This is a genomic window from Pseudoalteromonas sp. SK18 (assembly GCF_001974855.1).
Lineage (GTDB): Bacteria > Pseudomonadota > Gammaproteobacteria > Enterobacterales > Alteromonadaceae > Pseudoalteromonas.
The window spans coordinates 13,152-29,435 of sequence record NZ_MTQB01000003.1 but is presented as its reverse complement, the minus strand read 5'-3'; the positions used below and the strand labels follow the sequence as shown (position 1 = coordinate 29,435).

11 protein-coding genes are annotated in these 16,284 nt (G+C 41.4%); 1 reads left to right on the top strand and 10 read right to left on the bottom strand.

Annotated features, from left to right (window positions below; all coding sequences use genetic code 11):
- Nucleotides 1–36: 36 nt before the first annotated feature.
- The 9 genes from BW139_RS03630 to BW139_RS03590 form a co-directional block, all read right to left on the bottom strand.
- Nucleotides 37–2,697, bottom strand: a complete 2,661-nt coding sequence (locus tag BW139_RS03630; RefSeq protein ID WP_076918713.1) for a glycoside hydrolase family 16 protein — start codon at nt 2,695–2,697, stop codon at nt 37–39.
- 261 nt (nt 2,698–2,958) lie between these two features.
- The gene (locus BW139_RS03625) at nt 2,959–3,747 is read right to left on the bottom strand and encodes a sterol desaturase family protein (RefSeq protein WP_076918712.1); all 789 of its coding nucleotides are present in this window, start codon (nt 3,745–3,747) and stop codon (nt 2,959–2,961) included.
- Nucleotides 3,737–4,384 (bottom strand): CDP-alcohol phosphatidyltransferase family protein, encoded by a 648-nt coding sequence (locus tag BW139_RS03620; RefSeq protein WP_076918711.1) that lies wholly within the window; start codon nt 4,382–4,384, stop codon nt 3,737–3,739. Before BW139_RS03620 ends, BW139_RS03625 begins: the two co-directional genes overlap by 11 nt.
- Nucleotides 4,374–5,027, bottom strand: a complete 654-nt coding sequence (locus BW139_RS03615; protein WP_076918710.1) for an ATP-binding cassette domain-containing protein — start codon at nt 5,025–5,027, stop codon at nt 4,374–4,376. The genes BW139_RS03620 and BW139_RS03615 overlap by 11 nt, the downstream gene beginning before the upstream one ends.
- Nucleotides 5,028–5,051: 24 nt before the next feature.
- Nucleotides 5,052–6,770 carry an ABC transporter permease gene (locus tag BW139_RS03610; protein ID WP_076918709.1) on the bottom strand — a complete coding sequence of 573 codons (1,719 nt, stop codon included), beginning with the start codon at nt 6,768–6,770 and terminating at the stop codon, nt 5,052–5,054.
- Nucleotides 6,767–7,966, bottom strand: a complete 1,200-nt coding sequence (locus tag BW139_RS03605; RefSeq protein WP_076918708.1) for an ABC transporter substrate-binding protein — start codon at nt 7,964–7,966, stop codon at nt 6,767–6,769. Before BW139_RS03605 ends, BW139_RS03610 begins: the two co-directional genes overlap by 4 nt.
- A gap of 49 nt (nt 7,967–8,015) precedes the next feature.
- The gene (locus tag BW139_RS03600) at nt 8,016–8,822 is read right to left on the bottom strand and encodes a DUF547 domain-containing protein (RefSeq protein WP_076918707.1); all 807 of its coding nucleotides are present in this window, start codon (nt 8,820–8,822) and stop codon (nt 8,016–8,018) included.
- A 1-nt stretch (nt 8,823) separates the two neighbouring features.
- The gene (locus tag BW139_RS03595) at nt 8,824–10,977 is read right to left on the bottom strand and encodes an FAD-dependent oxidoreductase (RefSeq protein ID WP_076918706.1); all 2,154 of its coding nucleotides are present in this window, start codon (nt 10,975–10,977) and stop codon (nt 8,824–8,826) included.
- A gap of 17 nt (nt 10,978–10,994) precedes the next feature.
- The gene (locus tag BW139_RS03590) at nt 10,995–13,346 is read right to left on the bottom strand and encodes a TonB-dependent siderophore receptor (protein WP_076918705.1); all 2,352 of its coding nucleotides are present in this window, start codon (nt 13,344–13,346) and stop codon (nt 10,995–10,997) included.
- A 235-nt stretch (nt 13,347–13,581) separates the two neighbouring features.
- Between BW139_RS03590 and BW139_RS03585 the strand changes: the two genes are divergently transcribed.
- Nucleotides 13,582–13,995 carry a hypothetical protein gene (locus BW139_RS03585; protein WP_054201343.1) on the top strand — a complete coding sequence of 138 codons (414 nt, stop codon included), beginning with the start codon at nt 13,582–13,584 and terminating at the stop codon, nt 13,993–13,995.
- Between the two features lie 518 nt (nt 13,996–14,513).
- Here the strand turns inward: BW139_RS03585 and BW139_RS03580 are convergent.
- On the bottom strand, nt 14,514–16,181 hold the full coding sequence (locus BW139_RS03580; protein WP_076918704.1) for an RluA family pseudouridine synthase: 1,668 nt from the start codon (nt 16,179–16,181) through the stop codon (nt 14,514–14,516).
- Nucleotides 16,182–16,284 lie beyond the last annotated feature (103 nt).

The window sequence follows — 16,284 nt, the reverse complement described above, 5'->3', positions numbered from 1 at the left end:
GTACTTATAATTTAGTACCTACCACTGAATTAGGGTTTATGGGTTAGCGATAACTACGTTGTCTATACGGTAAACTGCACCTTCACCTGTTCCCCACGCTGGGAACATCATCAGTACATTGATGTCGCTAATGTCTAAACCTGCATCAAATAATGATTGCAACGTAAACGTGTATGTTTGCCACTGTCCAATAACAGGTACTTCACCTTCAACGCTTTGTGCAAGAGGAAGCTCTACCGCTGTTGCTGCACCTGTTGACTCAATTTTAAATGTCCATACTGAGTCAGGGTCATTTGGTGGTGTCACCATTTTCATTTCAAATTGCACAACACCATTGGCTAATATTGCTGATGCATCAAAAGAGATACCGTCGTCCGCTAAAAAGCCCATTACTGTTGGCGCAGAGCCAATTACAAACTCTGCCACAGTGCCGTGATCAGCATCGTCAGTTTCTTCAGTCGGTGTAGAGCCACCACAACAGTCCCAAATACTCCACATATCTGCGGCAGTATCTTGGAAAATAGTGATTTCATCGCCTGCTGATGCACTAGGATCGTACATTTTAGCGTTATCAACACGGTAAACCGCACCTTCACCTGTGCCCCATGCTGGGAATATCATTACTACATCAATGGCACTAACATCTAAACCGGCACCCGCTAAGTCAGCGAATGTAAAGGTATAAGTTTTCCACTCACCTACAGCAGGTGCATCGCCAGCATCTGTTAATGGTAATTCTACTGCGGTATCACCCTCATTAGATTCAATTTTCATTAACCAAGTTGCATCTGGGTTATTTGGGTTTGACATCACTTTCACATCAAACTGTAGTACACCATTTTCTAAAATGCTGGTTGCATCAAATGGAGTATCGCTACCACCAGCAGATGAACGAGTATTAAAGCCCATTACAGTGGGGGCTTCGCCAATAGTGAATTCAGCTGTTAAACCATGTTCTGCATCATCCATTACTTCTGTTGGAGTAGAGCCACCACAACAATCCCACATTGGCCAATCAAGGTTTTGCCCATCGGTAAACAAGTCTACCTGTGGAGGCTCAGGTAAATCACCTTCAATTGCTACGTTGGTAATTAAGTACTCGGCACCTTCACCGGTCTGCCATGCTGGGAATACCATTAGTACATCAATAGCACTTAAATCTAAGTCTTTTTCTTGCAGCATTGATAGTGGGAAGGTGTAAGTTTGCCATTGGCCAGTAACAGGGGCTAAGCCTTCATTGCTTTCAGTTAAGGCTACATCGCCGGTATTAGGGCCACCATCTCCAGCTTCAGCTTTCAATAGCCATGTAGTATCTGATGTTGGAGGAGTAACTACTTTCATATCAAAAGTTAAACGACCGTTATATTCAAGTAGGGGTGATGCGTCAAATGGTGATGATGTTCCTGCAAAATCATCAGGGAAGTGACCGCCACGAGTAGAGAAACCTAATACAGTGCCGTTATTGTCATTAATATTAAATTTAATAACGTCGCCTTTATCAGCGTCAGTAATTGTTTCAGGTGTTGTTCCACCACAACAATCCCAAGCAATCCAGTTAGCATTTAAACTACCATCAAACACATCCAGATTTTCTGCAGGGGCTTCACTTGGTGGCGGTGGTGGTAAAGGTGCCTCACCTTCCACAAGTGCATCGTCTAAGCTATCGTAACCAGGGCGAACTGTTTCACAGCCTTTACCGGTGGCCGGATCTGAGGCACATTCATAAACACGAACGTAATCAATTTCAAAACTTTGACCTTCTGCAAATGCAGTTTCGTCAATGCCTAAATTATTTACATTTTCTGGCCAGTCGCCGCCAACAGCATGATTTAATATAAGATAAAAATCTTTATCAAATGGGGCATTATCCCAGTGAGTAGTAAGTTCGCCACTGCCTTGTTCGAAGTATTCAGCAAACCAGCCTTTATGTTTTAGGCCAACTGCTTCATCTTTAGAATTATAACGAATTTCAGAGCGACGTTGTGTGGCGTATAAGTAGCCATCTACGTACCAGCGTATTTCGCCTTCTTGCCATTCTATTGCATAAGTATGGAAATCGTCAGCGGGGTTCATTCCCTCAGGCAGGGCATAAGCTTTGCCTGAGCTTGAGTTATTTGGCCATTCACGGCCATAATGAAGTGTGCCATAAACATTTGCTTCAACAGTGCCATCTTCTGCGACTGTTTTTAGATTAACTGCTTCTAAAATATCAATTTCGCCAGAGCGTGGCCAGGTACCATATTCTTCATCGGTTGGCATCATCCAAAATGCAGGCCAACTTCCTTGACCAGCAGGTAGTTTGGCACGCATTTCAAAGCGGCCATAAGTAAAATCGGCGTTGTAACGGGTATTTAAACGTGCTGACGTGTATGGTTTTTCTGCGCCTTCTTCAGCAGGTAAGGCGACTATGTTTAGTACACCGTCTTTAATAAAGGCGTTTTGTTCACTGTCGGTGTAACATTGTTTTTCGTTGTTACCACCGCCAGCGCAGTTTAATTCAAAGTTCCACTTGTTAGCATCAATGCTTGTGCTGTCAAATTCATCATTCCATACCATACGCCAGTCTGAGACTGGTTCAGTAGGATTTACTTTTTCAATATCGGTGGTAGTAGTCGCTGCGTCACCACCACAACCCGCCAAAGATACTAATGAAATAGCAGCTAAAATGCGAGTAATGCGTGTTGTTTCAATGTTCATAACTGAACCCCGTTCAACTGATTATTGTCAGAATATAGTGTATTTGTTGATTTTGTCATTTTTGTAAGCGCTTACATTTTTTCTGTGTGGTAAATGTAAGCGCTTACAAATAATATGGGGGATTTCTAATTGGGTCAAGAATTTGTTTAAATAATTTACAATTGATTTACTTTAAATGAACTGCTTTTGTTAATGTAACGGGTCAAACGCTCAGATAATGTTATAAATTAAGCTAAATTTTTTGCTTAGTTTAGCTTATTGCTACTTTTTAAATGGTAACGTTAACAAATGCCACAAGGATGCGTTTTGTTTTGGATCGGGATATTGGGCTAGGCCGATGTTTATCTCGTTGTCTGATAATGTGGCGCTGGTTTTGTAGCTGCCAAAAAGTCGATCCCACCAAGTTACACTAAAGCCAAAGTTACTGTTTGTTTCTTCGGGGTTTTGGCTGTGATGTATGCGGTGCAGCACTTGAGTGATAAGGATGAGGCGCAGTGGTTTTTCTATTGCGTTTGGCAAGCGAATATTCGCATGATTAAACAGTGCTAACCCATTGAGTGCAATTTCAAATATTAATACTGCAATAGCAGGTACACCCAAAGCGGTAACGGCAATCAATTTTATAAGTATGCTGAGTACAATTTCAATAGGATGAAATCGCAGACCGGTACTGGTATCAATATGTGCATCAGCGTGGTGTACGCGGTGCAAACGCCACAAAATAGGCACCTGATGAAAAAGCCGATGCTGCCAGTAAATAATTAAATCAAGCAAAAGTAAGCTGAGTATCACTACAATGAGTGGTGAGACATTGAGTTGATTAAATAGCCCAATTCCATGCTGCTGATAATAAGCAGCAACCGCAGTTAATCCAACCGGCACTGTAAAGCGTGCAAGCAGGGTAGAAGTAAAGGTTAATCCAAAATTAGCAAACCAGCGTGACCTATTTTTAATAGTTGATTGGCGTGCAGGCTTTTGCCATTCAAGCAGCATCATTATTGCTAGTACGCTAAAAAAGAAGCCTAGCCGCCAATATACTTCATGACTCATGGTTTACCTCGTTGAGTGCGGTTTCTTGCTGTTTTAAGGTGTAATAACCTCCATATATACGGGTAAAAATAGTTATCGCGCAGGCAATGGCAAATAAAACAGCAAGAATTGAAAAATACTGCGGCCAAATACAAAAGGCAATAAACAAGGCAATGGTTTCAGTGCCTTCGGTTAAGCCATTTAAGTAGTAAAAACTTTTGTATTTAAATTGCGGTTTATCGAGTTTAAATTTTTCGGCGGCAATCGCAAACGCTAAAAAACTCGACCCTGTGCCTATAAAAGTCACAAGTAATAATGACCCCGCCAATGCATTTTGCTCAGGGCTACTTAAAATAAACGCAAAAGGAATAAGCGCATAAAACAAAAAGTCGAGGGTAATGTCTAAATATCCCCCTGCGCTTGAACTGCTCTGAGCGTAACGCGCGAGTGCGCCATCAAGACCATCAAAAATGCGATTAATACAAATTACGATTAATGCGCCGTACCAATATTCAAAAATAATCAGTGGAACGGCTAGCAAGCCAATTAAAAAACCTATTAAGGTTAATTGATCGGCACTCACTCCTTTCTTATGCAGCTGTTTTACGCACGGAGTAAGCACCGGTTTTATAAGTGGTGTAATAAATTTATCTAACATTAATATCACTTTGTACGTTTAGATTGATGATTTTGCCATTTGTGGCTATTGCGTCACTTTCATCATGGGTGACCATAATGGCGGGTAACTGATATTCCCTAATTTGTGAAAACACCAGCTGACGGGTTTCAATACGTAATTGCTGATCAAGCTTACTAAAGGGTTCATCGAGTAAAATCGCTTTGGGTTTACTCAGCAATAAGCGTAATAAAGCAACACGGGCTTGCTGTCCACCCGAGAGGGTATCTGGATGGCGTTTGGCCATACCTTTTAGCCCTATGTGTGTAAGTGCTTGATCTATTTGCTGCTGGCGTTGTGTTTTATCCATTTTTGGCATGGCAAAGCTAATATTACCGCCAACCGATAAATGCGAAAATAGTAATGGGTCTTGGTATAGCACAGCAACATGGCGTAAATGGCTGGGCAAGCAACTAATATTAGTATCATTTAGCCACACCTCGCCAGTCGCATTAAGACCCGTAGGTAATGTGCCAGTAAGCCAATTTAATAAGCTAGATTTACCGCTCCCTGATGGCCCCATAATGGTAAGAATTTCACCACCTTTAACCTGTTCATTTAAACTCAGTAACAATTCGTTTTGACGATAAAGCTGACAATTTTTAATTTGTAATGATGGCTGCATTAAACGCCCTTTAGTATATTGAAATTATAGCTGCTTGTTATTAAAAACATACCGAGGTAATCCCCACGCCAGTATAAAGCCGAGTAGGGGTAAGCCCATTTGTAGTATTGCATACACAGCACTGGTGCGCCTACTTGCACCATTTGCCAACGTTACGGCTTCGGTGGTTATGGTGGCTATTCGGCCACCACCGGCTAACAGGGTTGATAAGTACTGGCCAAAACTAATTGCTAGCCCCAGCGCCATTGCAATTAATATAGGCGCAAATAACTGTGGCAATTTAACCTGGAAAAACACCTTCCATGGGGTGGCACCTAGGCTTGCAGCAACACGCGCTAATCTTGGGTCTAAACGCCTGTAACTATCCGCAATAGATAAAAAAACATAGGGTAAAACAAATAACAAATGTACAAATATCACATTTAAAAAAGCATGCTGACTATTTAGCAACTGCTGTAGCCACACAATACCAAATAAAAAAGCAATACTGGGCACCAACAATGGCAGGTATATAATTATCTGTGCCCACTTCGACAAAGGTTTAGCTGTTATTTGTTCTGCTTCTAAGCATAACAGTACCAAAATAGTGGCAAAACCCGTGCTTACAAACCCAATAACAAAAGTATTAAACAAAGGAGTGTGTATGTGTGCAAAAGCATTTTCAAAGTGCAGTAATACCAAACTGGAGGGTAGGGTATCCGGAAAGCGCCAATAACCAGCCACTGACCATAGTACTAACCCAATTAACGCAGCTGCAATAAAGGCTAAAATTACGCAAGTAAAGACATAAGTAAAAGTACGAACAAGTTGGTGAGCATAATGGCGTCGGCCGTTGATGAGTGACTGACTAAAAACTATAGAAATGACTTTTTCAAGTAATAGCCAAACTAGCAGTAGCCCAACAGTGATCGCTAATTGTAACAGAGCACCCGCCGAGGCCTTTATGCGCAGGGTTAAATCAACATCATTAAACCAATGCATAATAGCAACGGCTAAAGTCGGGGGGGTATTTGGCCCAAGTATGAGTGGCATTTCAACGCTGGCACTGGCATAAGCAAGTACTGCAAAAATGGGTAAACGTAACAGTGGGTATAAATTGGGTAGCACCACCTTAAAAAAAGCCACCATAGGGTAATAACCTAAATTAACCGCAATTTGATGCTGCTTTCGTAGCTTTTTGCCAAGTTCAGGCTGCGCTAAAATACCTAATGCAATGAGCAATAAAAAAGGCAGTTCTTTAAGCACAAGCCCAATAATAATGCTCCAGCCAAAAGTATCATATGGTAATGAGCCCTCAGGTGCTAATTGCCAGCCCGTTAACCAAGGCGAAAACAAGCGAGTGAATAATCCCGATGGCGCGATTAAAAAGCTTACTGCAATCGCCGCTGCAGCGTGGGGAATAACCAGTATGGGGCTCAATAGGTATTCAATTCGTTTTAGCCATACACTATTAAAAAATGCAGCCAGCATAATAATCATGAGTGCAAACGCTATTAATGTGCTAATTAGTCCGGTACGTATACTCAGGCCTATCATTTGTGAAAGCCCAGGCATATCCCATAAAGCATTAAACCCAGCCAAACTTATGCTGGTTTTATTCAAGGCAGGCGCCCAGCCAAAGGCAGGCAACATTACTCCCATTAGGCCGCCCAATACAGGTATTGTTAACAGTGCCAGCAAACAGTAAGGTGTTATTTTGACTAGGCGTGAGAATAAATCAGCTGTATGGAGTACTTTACTCATTGGCTTGTTCCATAACGGGCTTCCCAGCCAGTGTTAATCGCCTCTACCCAGCTTGGATGTGGCTCACTGAGTGTGCGTTTAATACTATTAAGAGGTAGTGCGCTAGGATGCGGCTTCACGGCCTTAAATAATGCCTGCTGCTCTGCGGTTAAGGTCGTTTGAATTAATACCGTTTTGTCACCCCATATAGCGGGTTTTTGTTTATGCGCTTGCGCTGCGGGGCTTAATAAAAAGTTAGCCACTAATTGCGCACTTTGTACATGGCTTGCATTATAAGGAATAGCGACAAAGTGAGTATTGCTTAAGCTGCCATCTTGCATTGCGTAGCTACGTATACTTTTTGGTAAATCATAACGCTTTACCGCAGCCGGTACTTCTGGTGCCGAAAACGTAAAGCCAATACTTAGCTCGGTATCGTCTATTAAACGGCGCATTTGTACGCCGCTTTGCATAAAGTACTCACCACTACGCCAAAGATTAGGGTGCAATTTATTTAAAAATGCCCACAAAGAGTCAAGCACTTGGGCTGTGTTTTCATCGGTCGCGGGTTGATTTAATTTTGCTTGTAGCATTGCATCGCTATGTTGGTGTAATACCACTAATGCATACTTTAAAAAGCTCATTCCTAAAAAGTCAGGGGGTTTGGGGTAACTAAATCGTCCTGGGTTTGCTTTACTCCAGCTTAATAGCTCATTAAGGGTTTGAGGTGGAGCGCTCTTTGCTAGCGTATCGTAATAAAAAGTCAGTGAGGCTTGCCCCCAAGGGGCTTCCATTCCCTGAGTGGGTAAACCAAAATCAAACAGCACGCTGGGATTGTTTTCTGGATTGGTGTAAATAAAATTAGGTAATTTATCAGCCCAGTCTTTTAGTAAAAGCCCGTGCTTACTCATAGCAGCAAAGTTAGCCCCATTGATCCAAATTAAATCGACACTGCCTTGGGTATGATTATTTGCTGATTTTTCAGCAAGCACGCGGCTTACTGCTTCACTAGTATCACTGAGTTTTACATGTACTAAGTTAATGTTATATTTAGCTTTTACTTGCTGCGCAGCCCACTGAATATAGGCATTTATTTGTGCATCGCCGCCCCACGCATAAAAATACACCGGTTGGTTTTTGCCTTGGTTTTGGATTTTTTGCCAAGCACTATTACTCGCATCATTAGCAAATACACTAAAAGCCGTGAGTAGGCACATAAAAATGGTGATACTAAAAAAACACCTTTGCAAGCATATTGTAAAGGCCTTAACGACGCGCATTTAAATCCCAGTTATAGTCTAAAAAGTCTATTTTCATGTCGCCGCTTGTTAATTTTTGTTGTTGGGCAGGCCCTAAATTGAGCGCATCAACGTATAGTAATAAAAACTGTGATAATGAATTAGCCCCTTCAAACCCTTTGGTAAAATCACCTTTATACCACTTGAATATAGAAGACAGCTTTAGGGTGTTGCCTTGTAGTTTATTGCGTGACGTATCAGATAAAAAACGCACTGTTTGTTGGTGTAATTGGGCCTCTAGTTTTTTTGCGGTGTAGGCTTCCTCTCGAAGAGCAGGGCAGCCAATACTTGCGCAATTTACAGCAAAGTGAATACGAGGATCGTTGTACTTACCGCTACCTCTGATTAAGTCATGCTCTATGTTATCTAAGCTACGAGTTTTACCCAGCAGAAAAATAAACTCTTTGCTCCACGGTGAGCTAAAAAAACTGCCTAAATCTTTAATTGATTTAAGATCTGGGTATTTTGTTAATATTAGCTCAACAGTAAAAGCGTTATACGCATTAACTAAAAACGCCAGCTGCTTAGGTTTTTCCCATGTATCAAACTCATTTTGCGTAACAGCCGATAACGAATCTAAATAGGTTTTAAGTTCTTTGCGCTTAGCTTTTATTGCTGTGTAATCAACCTCTGTGCTGTGGCCATGATTAATAGCTACAACATGATTGTTTAATAATGCATTCCAGCTGTCATGCATGTTTTGAGCTTTGCTTGCAAACGATGTTGCAAGCAAAGCAGAACCTAACAATAGCGCTTTTAAAGGTGTTTTAAACATACTAGCCTCTGCGCCAGGCGTGGTATTTTTCCAGCAATTTAAGTACCTTTTCAGGAGCATGAGCACGTTTCCATTCGCCCGCCACATATTTGTTACCTTCAGCCCATGTTGGGTAGCTGTGAATGGTGCCCAATATTTTATTAAGCCCTAAACCGTGTTTCATGGCTAACACAAACTCAGCAATTAAATCGCCAGCGTGTTCAGAAACCACAGTAACACCGAGTATTTTGTCTTTACCTTTAGGGGTGATCACTTTAATAAAACCATTGTTAGCGCTTTCGGTGATGGCGCGATCTAGCTCTTCAAATTCAAAGCGGGTAATTTCATAGTCTATGCCTTTTTCAATCGCTTCTTGTTCATTTATGCCCACCCGTGCTACTTCTGGGTCAATAAATGTGGTCCAAGGAATAACACGGTAATCTACTTTAAACTTTTTAAACTGACCAAATAAGCCATTTACTGCAGCGTACCAGCCCTGATGAGCGGCTACATGAGTAAACTGATACGGGCCTACAATATCGCCTGCGGCAAAAATATTAGGGTAGAGTGTTTCTAGGTATTCGTTTGTGACTACAGTACGGTTGGTTTCTATGCCAAGTTCTTCAAGGCCGTAACCTTTAAGGCGAGCGCTTCGGCCAACAGCACATAGTAGCTCATCGTATTCAATATCGATTTCGTTGTCGTTATGTTTTACCACAATGAATTTTTTACCGTTGCGTGCTTCACAGCGCAGTGCTTGGTGTGAGGTTAAAATGTTTACGCCGCTTTGTGTCAGCGCTTCGTGAGCAAATTTAGACACCTCTAGGTCTTCTTTGATCATAATGCGCTCAGCCATTTCAATTTGCGTAACGTTTGAACCTAAACGCGCAAAGCTTTGTGCCAATTCGCTACCAATTGGCCCACCGCCTAGTACTACAAGCTTTTTAGGTGCATCGTCAAGCTCAGAAAATTTGCTCCATAACGTATCGCTGGTGACATAGCCGGTTTCTTCAATACCCGGAAGTGGCGGTACAAATGGGCGTGCACCAGTGGCAATAACAATAGTACGGGCAGTGAGTGTTTGCGTGCCGCCATCATTTAATTTAACTTCCACCGTCCACGGGTCGATAAGTTTGGCGTAGCCTTTTATTACTTCTACGCCTAAGTTTGTGTAGCGTTCAACACTGTCGTGTGGGGCAATATCGGCAACCACTTGCTGCACTCGTGCCATTACTTTTTTAAACGAAAACTGCGGTGTCGTGTTTTGTAGCCCATATTTTTCAGCTTGGCGCATTTGCTGGGCTACTTTTGCACTTTTAATAATGGCTTTGCTAGGTACACAGCCAGTATTTAAGCAGTCGCCGCCCATTTCGCCGGCTTCAATTAAGGTAACTTTAGCTTTTACTGCAGCAGCAATATAGCTGGTAACTAAGCCGCCTGCGCCCGCACCAATAACAATCATGTTGCGGTCGAATGTTTTAGGTTTAGTGTAGTTTTTATAAACACGGCGCTTTTTTATTGCATTTATTAGGCTTTTTGCAATTAACGGGAATACCCCTAATAACGCAAACGATAAAATTAAATCCAGCGATAAAATACCCGATAAGCTATCTATTTGTGCTAATTGGGTACCAGCGTTCACAAATACAAAGGTACCCGCCAGCATCCCGATTTGGCTTACCCAGTAAAAAGTCCATGACTTAATAGCGGTTAAACCCATTAATAAATTAATTAAGAAGAACGGAAAAACAGGCACTAAGCGCAGCGTAAATAAGTAAAATGCGCCTTCCTTTTCAACCCCAGTATCTATAGCGGCTAAACGTTCAGGAAAGCGTTTTTTTATGGTATCGCGCAATAAATAACGTGACACTAAAAATGCCAACGTAGCACCAATGCTTGAGGCAAACGAGGCAACTAATAACCCTTGAGCCAAACCAAAGAATGCACCAGCGGCTAGCGTTAAAATAGCTGCACCAGGCAGTGAAAGCGCGGTCACTAATATATAAAGTAAAAAGAACCCCCCGATCACCAAAAACGGTGATTGAGCTTTGTACTGATCAAATTGCGCCATTGACCCTTTTAGCCCGTCAAGGGTAAGGAGCTGGTTTAGGTCATAAAAAAAGAATAAGCCGACACCTATCGCCGCCAGTAATAACAAACTTAGTTTTTTTAACATGTTATCTCTCAAACGGTTTAAAAGTTATGGGTAAGTGTGAGCTTAGCGTTAATTGGTAATTCTGGGAACGCGAGTGTCGCGCCAAAATAGCCACCTTCAAATACAGGACGCCAGTTTTGCTGATCGGTAATATTATTTACATCGAGTCTTAATTTAGTCGCTGAGGTAAACGCATAGCTGGTATTAACATTTAAGGTATGCTGATCGCGAATGTATACGGTAGCCAAAAAATCTAAAGGGTAGCTTTTAGTAAACAGGGCAGAAAATCCAGCTTGCCACTGAGAGGTAATTGCATAGTTAGCGTTTAAACTTAATGATTGCTCTGGGATCCCTTGAACTTGACGGTTTGAGGGCGCAAAAGCAGTGTAACTTGGTGCACCTATGCTGTTACCCGCAATAATGTCGGGGCGCGAATTATCAAATGCATCGGCTATTTGAGCAGAGTCTTGGCCTGTCGCAGAATTGTCATAACGGGCATCAATGTAACTGTAGCCTGCGCTTACCCAATAAGGATATGCATCATAAAATACTTGGCTTTCAAATCCGGTTGTACGAATGCCTGTATTGCTACCATCGCGATTACGTAAGCTGCGGCGTTGGCTAAATACAGCAGCATCTGCATACCAGTCGCTTTGTGTTGGCGCATATTTTACCCCAAACTCGACTAAAGTATTTTCCGTAGCAAAATTTTGTGCGCTAATTGTATTATCACCACCTAACGTATTACCGCCGGCCATGCTGTTAGAGGTGGCTTCGTTATAGCTTGCTGCCGCATAAGTGGTTAAATCGTCATTAACTGAGTAATTAACGCTCAGCTGCGCTGATTGCAGTGTATCGTTTATGCTATCACTAGCCGCTATTTGCCCTTGAGGTGCAATCGGGTCATTTGCTTCTACATCATAATAATCAACACGATAACCAGCACTAGTACGTATGCTGTCAGTCCACTGTGAGTCTTGTTGAATGGCAATGCCGGTTTGCCATGAGCGTGAGTCTGTAGTGTCTGATAAGTTAAAGTCACCACTGCCATCATTGTTAATATCGTACTGACCACCAGGGGATACATATACACCAGGGCGCAGCTCTACCAAACGTGCCTTTTGGGCATCAGTTAATGGAATGCGGCGGTTTGAAAGTGGGCCGGTTAAATCAATAGGTGTGTCGGCTTCGGTGGTAAATTGGCTGTAACCCAATACTTTATTGTAGCGAACATCAACGGCGAATAAGGTTTGCTGCTCATCGCTCCATTGATACGTAAGTTCAGTGCGGTTTTGTGCGGTATCGGCGCCATCAATTATTTCAACAAAGCTATTTTGTGCTATTTCTTCACGCTGTAAATGTTGGAAGTAACTAATGTTTTTAATCGACATCACATCAGAAAGTGCGCGCTTATAAATACTATGAACTAAATAAGTGGTTGCTTGATTGAGATTATCAGGATCGGTAAGTACACGACTGGTATCTATTTTTACTTGCCCTGTAGGCGATATAATAGAACCTGCACTAGGTACGGTACTGCCATTAGCTTGTAAACCTTGACCAGTAATATAAAGATTATGATCGATAAGCGCTTGGGTAGGGCGGTTTATACCGGCGTTATCGGTAAATTCTGTTTGGTACAGTTCAAAGTTAATGTCCCAGCTGCTTTTGTCATCCGGTAAAATTTTTAATGCCGCAAACAAGCTATCACTTTGTGTGGCTGAGTAGTCATAATAACTCCCCTGATCAAGATGCTCATAGCTTACACGTAAGCCAATTTTATCCTCAACAATCGGTGCGTTGTAATCTACTTGGGCGCTATACTTATCCCAACTTCCTGCAGACACTTTAACATTGCCTTTGCGCTGATCAGTTGAGGCTGTTTTAGAGTGCAAGTTTACAAAGCCACCGTTACGTTGGCTTGAACCAAACAGCACAGGTGGTGCGCCTTTAACCACATCGATTTGTTCTATCGCATTAAACGACAACGGCACACCAAACCCATTATTACCGGCTTGACGTCGAGTACCATCTTGAAATAACTCACCTAACTGGCCGCGGATCGTCGGTAAGCTTGGTGCGCCAAAACCACTGGCCGCGTATGTATTAGGACTGACAGCGAGCACATCGTGCAATGTTGTTATGTTAAGTTGCTCAATTAAGTCTTTAGAAATAGGGGTCACTGAGCGGGCTATGTCTTGCAAGGCCAGGTTGTCGCCAAAAGGGCCATTTACTGTGGTGTTTTTAATAGAGAGGTTTTTAGATTTAAGCGCTTGACCTGCCACCTCAATTCGCTCAATGGGGTCAGAGCTAGTTGTTTCATTAGCCTGAGCAGCTAAAGCTACATTTAATAGGGGGGCGAGGGTTAAAGCTAAATACGTGTATTTCAAATCGTGTTTCTCTATTGTTATATGTTGATGTACAGAAAAGACCAAGACAGATAAAAATATCTTTCAATCAATTGCTAATATTTTTATTTTTTATCTTAGCGCTTAAATAATAGTGTCTTTAAATAACTCAACTTAAGATCAGTTTAGGTTTAATTTTAATTAATTGAAAATAAAAATACGTTTATACGGTCTTACTTGCCAATTAGTTTATTTATATCTTTTTTAAGGAAATTTTATGACAGATTCGATCAATACAGATGTACAAACTCGTTTGCAATGGTCGCTTTTATCGCTGCGCTTAGGGGTGTTTATTGTGATGGTAATGTGGACACTAGATAAATTTGTAAATCCGGGGCATAGCGCCCGTATTTTTGAACATTTTTATGGGATCAGTGGCTCTACCGATACTATTGCTTATATTTTAGGTGCACTGCAATTATTATTAGTAATAGCATTTTTAGTCGGTTTTAAAAAACGTATTACTTACGGTGTTATTTTTATAATGCATGGACTATCAACGCTTTCTTCTTACAACCAGTACATAGATGGCTTTAATAATTTACTGTTTTTTGCAGCATGGCCTATGTGGGCTGCGTGTTTTGCGCTTTATTTATTACGCGATCAAGACGTAAAATTTACCGTTAAATAATAAGCAAAAAAAATGGTTATAAGCGTTAGCCTATAACCAATAAAGTACACAGGGAGTGTAGGAAGTTCTGTTGTGCACAGTAAGCGCTTAGCAAGCCATTTACTGTGTGTAATTAAAAGCACTTTATGGCGCTTTCAATTAAATTAATACCAATCCGCAATATTACTTAATCATTTTGCGGGACTAAACCTGTCGCTACCTGCGTTAAAAAATCCTCATTTAGAACAACTAAATAGCGAATTCTTTGCCTTGCTATCAACACGTTTTTCCATCCTCAAAATAGATCACTTAAATAAGCGAATTGGTATAAGTTGCAATAACAAATACGTACAATAACAAAAGCAAAGCTAATGCCAATTTTTAACAGTATGAATTTTATAGATATTTATATTGTTTGGATTGTGGCTTTGCATAATGCGGGTAATTTTTTCTATATTGCAACGGTAAAAGTTACCTACTTTGCAATATGAAAAAATGGCACTGTTTTAGAATCCGATACAACTAAAAGCAGCGCTGATTTAAAAATCAGCGGCTACTTCAAATTCTAATCGTTCATGACTAATAGGATGGGTAAAAGCTAAATACTCGGCATGCAAATGCAGTCGTTCTGCCTTTTCACCGTAGTGAGTGTCGCCCACAATGGGTGTATTTAATCCTAAGTGGTGGGCACAGTGAACACGCAATTGATGAGTACGTCCTGTTTTAGGATAAAGTTGTAAGCGGGTGGTATTATTTTTACGTTCCAGTACCTGCCATGTTGTTAATGACGGCTTCCCCGTTTTGTAACACACCATTTGCCGTGGCTTATCATCAAAATCAAGCACTAAAGGTAACTCTATGCTGCCACTCTCAGCAGCAATATTACCCGCCACTAAAGCAATATATCGTTTTTCTACACTACGCTCTATAAACTGTTTTTGCAGTGCTTTATGCACCCGTTTATTTAACGCAATCATTAACAGCCCTGAAGTCGACATGTCTAATCGGTGCACAATAAGTGGCCCCGAAGCGTGTGGGAACTGAGTTTTGATTCGCATATATACCGAATCGTCAATATTAATGCCTGGCACAGATAAAAATTCAGCTGGTTTATTTACCACTAACAAATCATCGTCTTGATAAACAATCGTTAGGTCTTTACCCTGTGCAGGGTTGACCAAAAGCGGGTTGTCTTCAACATTTAACCCCTCTAGCATATGCCCTAAAATAGGCTGGCATTTGCTATAGCACGATGGGTAATAATGTAAATGATGTCTTATTGCCGACTTAGGCGGTGCGCCCCACCAAAATTCGGCCATAGCCAGGGGCTTTAAATTATGTTTATAAGCACATTGTAATAATTTTGGCGCGGCACAATCTCCCGCGCCTGAAGGCGGTGTGTGCTCGGGCAGTTTGGCAAAAATTGCATTCAAATCGGTCACTTCGCCGTTTGCATTTAAAAACTGGTATTGAGCGAATAGCTTTTTTTGTAAATTTTTAGAGAGTACTTTACGGCGTTTTTTTAATCCGTTAATTTCATCATCTATTGTGAGTTGTGCTTGTTCAAGCGCTGCAATGCGTGTTTGCCACTGTTGCTTTAATGCTTGTAGTTGTTTTTTCTCAACAATGCTCTGCCCAGCTAATTGGTTCTTCAGTTTTTCAAACTCATCATTATTGAGTTGCTTGCTGGCAACTTGTCGTTGCTTTTTTCGCTGTTTTCGAGTTACTTGCATCGCTTGTTGCTTGGCGATAAGTTGTTGCTCATAGTGTTGGCGAGCAGTCACTAACTGTTGCTCAATTTGTTGATAATTATCACTGTTTTGCAAGGCTGTAATTTGCGCATTAATGTCGTTAATCACTTGGCTTTGCTGACTAAATTCTGCATCGTCAATATGTTTAAGTGCCACATTTGGCGCAAAATACAATTGCTCATCTATCCCCGCTATTTGCCCAGAGTAGGCGCTAATAAAGCCTAGCTGTTGCGACTTATCTTGAACAACCAATACGCCAAACATTTTACCGGCATCAATATCATCTGTATCTAAAATAGCCTTATCTAGCTTTTTTAATTGTAGTTGTAATTGTTTTGCAGCAGCCACAGCCAGCGGATGAGGTTTATAATAAAAGGGAAACGTAAACTGCTCAGGCAGTGCAAGGTTATCTATATTTTCATTAAAAGTGGTAAAGCAGCTAGCAGGGTTTGACATGGCAATAGTGTGATTAGCAGTTATCAGAATAATTAGTCAGAGTGTAACATAAGCAGCGCTTTGCCACTAAGCATGCCTGGCATTACAAACAAAAAGGCCAACA

Excerpts from the sequence above, each read along its gene's own strand:
- BW139_RS03630 (WP_076918713.1), bottom strand. The coding sequence starts at position 2,697 with ATGAACATTGAAACAACACGCATTACTCGCATTTTAGCTGCTATTTCA.
- BW139_RS03625 (WP_076918712.1), bottom strand. The coding sequence starts at position 3,747 with ATGAGTCATGAAGTATATTGGCGGCTAGGCTTCTTTTTTAGCGTACTA.
- BW139_RS03620 (WP_076918711.1), bottom strand. The coding sequence starts at position 4,384 with ATGTTAGATAAATTTATTACACCACTTATAAAACCGGTGCTTACTCCG.
- BW139_RS03615 (WP_076918710.1), bottom strand. The coding sequence starts at position 5,027 with ATGCAGCCATCATTACAAATTAAAAATTGTCAGCTTTATCGTCAAAAC.
- BW139_RS03610 (WP_076918709.1), bottom strand. The coding sequence starts at position 6,770 with ATGAGTAAAGTACTCCATACAGCTGATTTATTCTCACGCCTAGTCAAA.
- BW139_RS03605 (WP_076918708.1), bottom strand. The coding sequence starts at position 7,966 with ATGTGCCTACTCACGGCTTTTAGTGTATTTGCTAATGATGCGAGTAAT.
- BW139_RS03600 (WP_076918707.1), bottom strand. The coding sequence starts at position 8,822 with ATGTTTAAAACACCTTTAAAAGCGCTATTGTTAGGTTCTGCTTTGCTT.
- BW139_RS03595 (WP_076918706.1), bottom strand. The coding sequence starts at position 10,977 with ATGTTAAAAAAACTAAGTTTGTTATTACTGGCGGCGATAGGTGTCGGC.
- BW139_RS03585 (WP_054201343.1), top strand. The coding sequence starts at position 13,582 with ATGACAGATTCGATCAATACAGATGTACAAACTCGTTTGCAATGGTCG.
- BW139_RS03580 (WP_076918704.1), bottom strand. The coding sequence starts at position 16,181 with ATGTCAAACCCTGCTAGCTGCTTTACCACTTTTAATGAAAATATAGAT.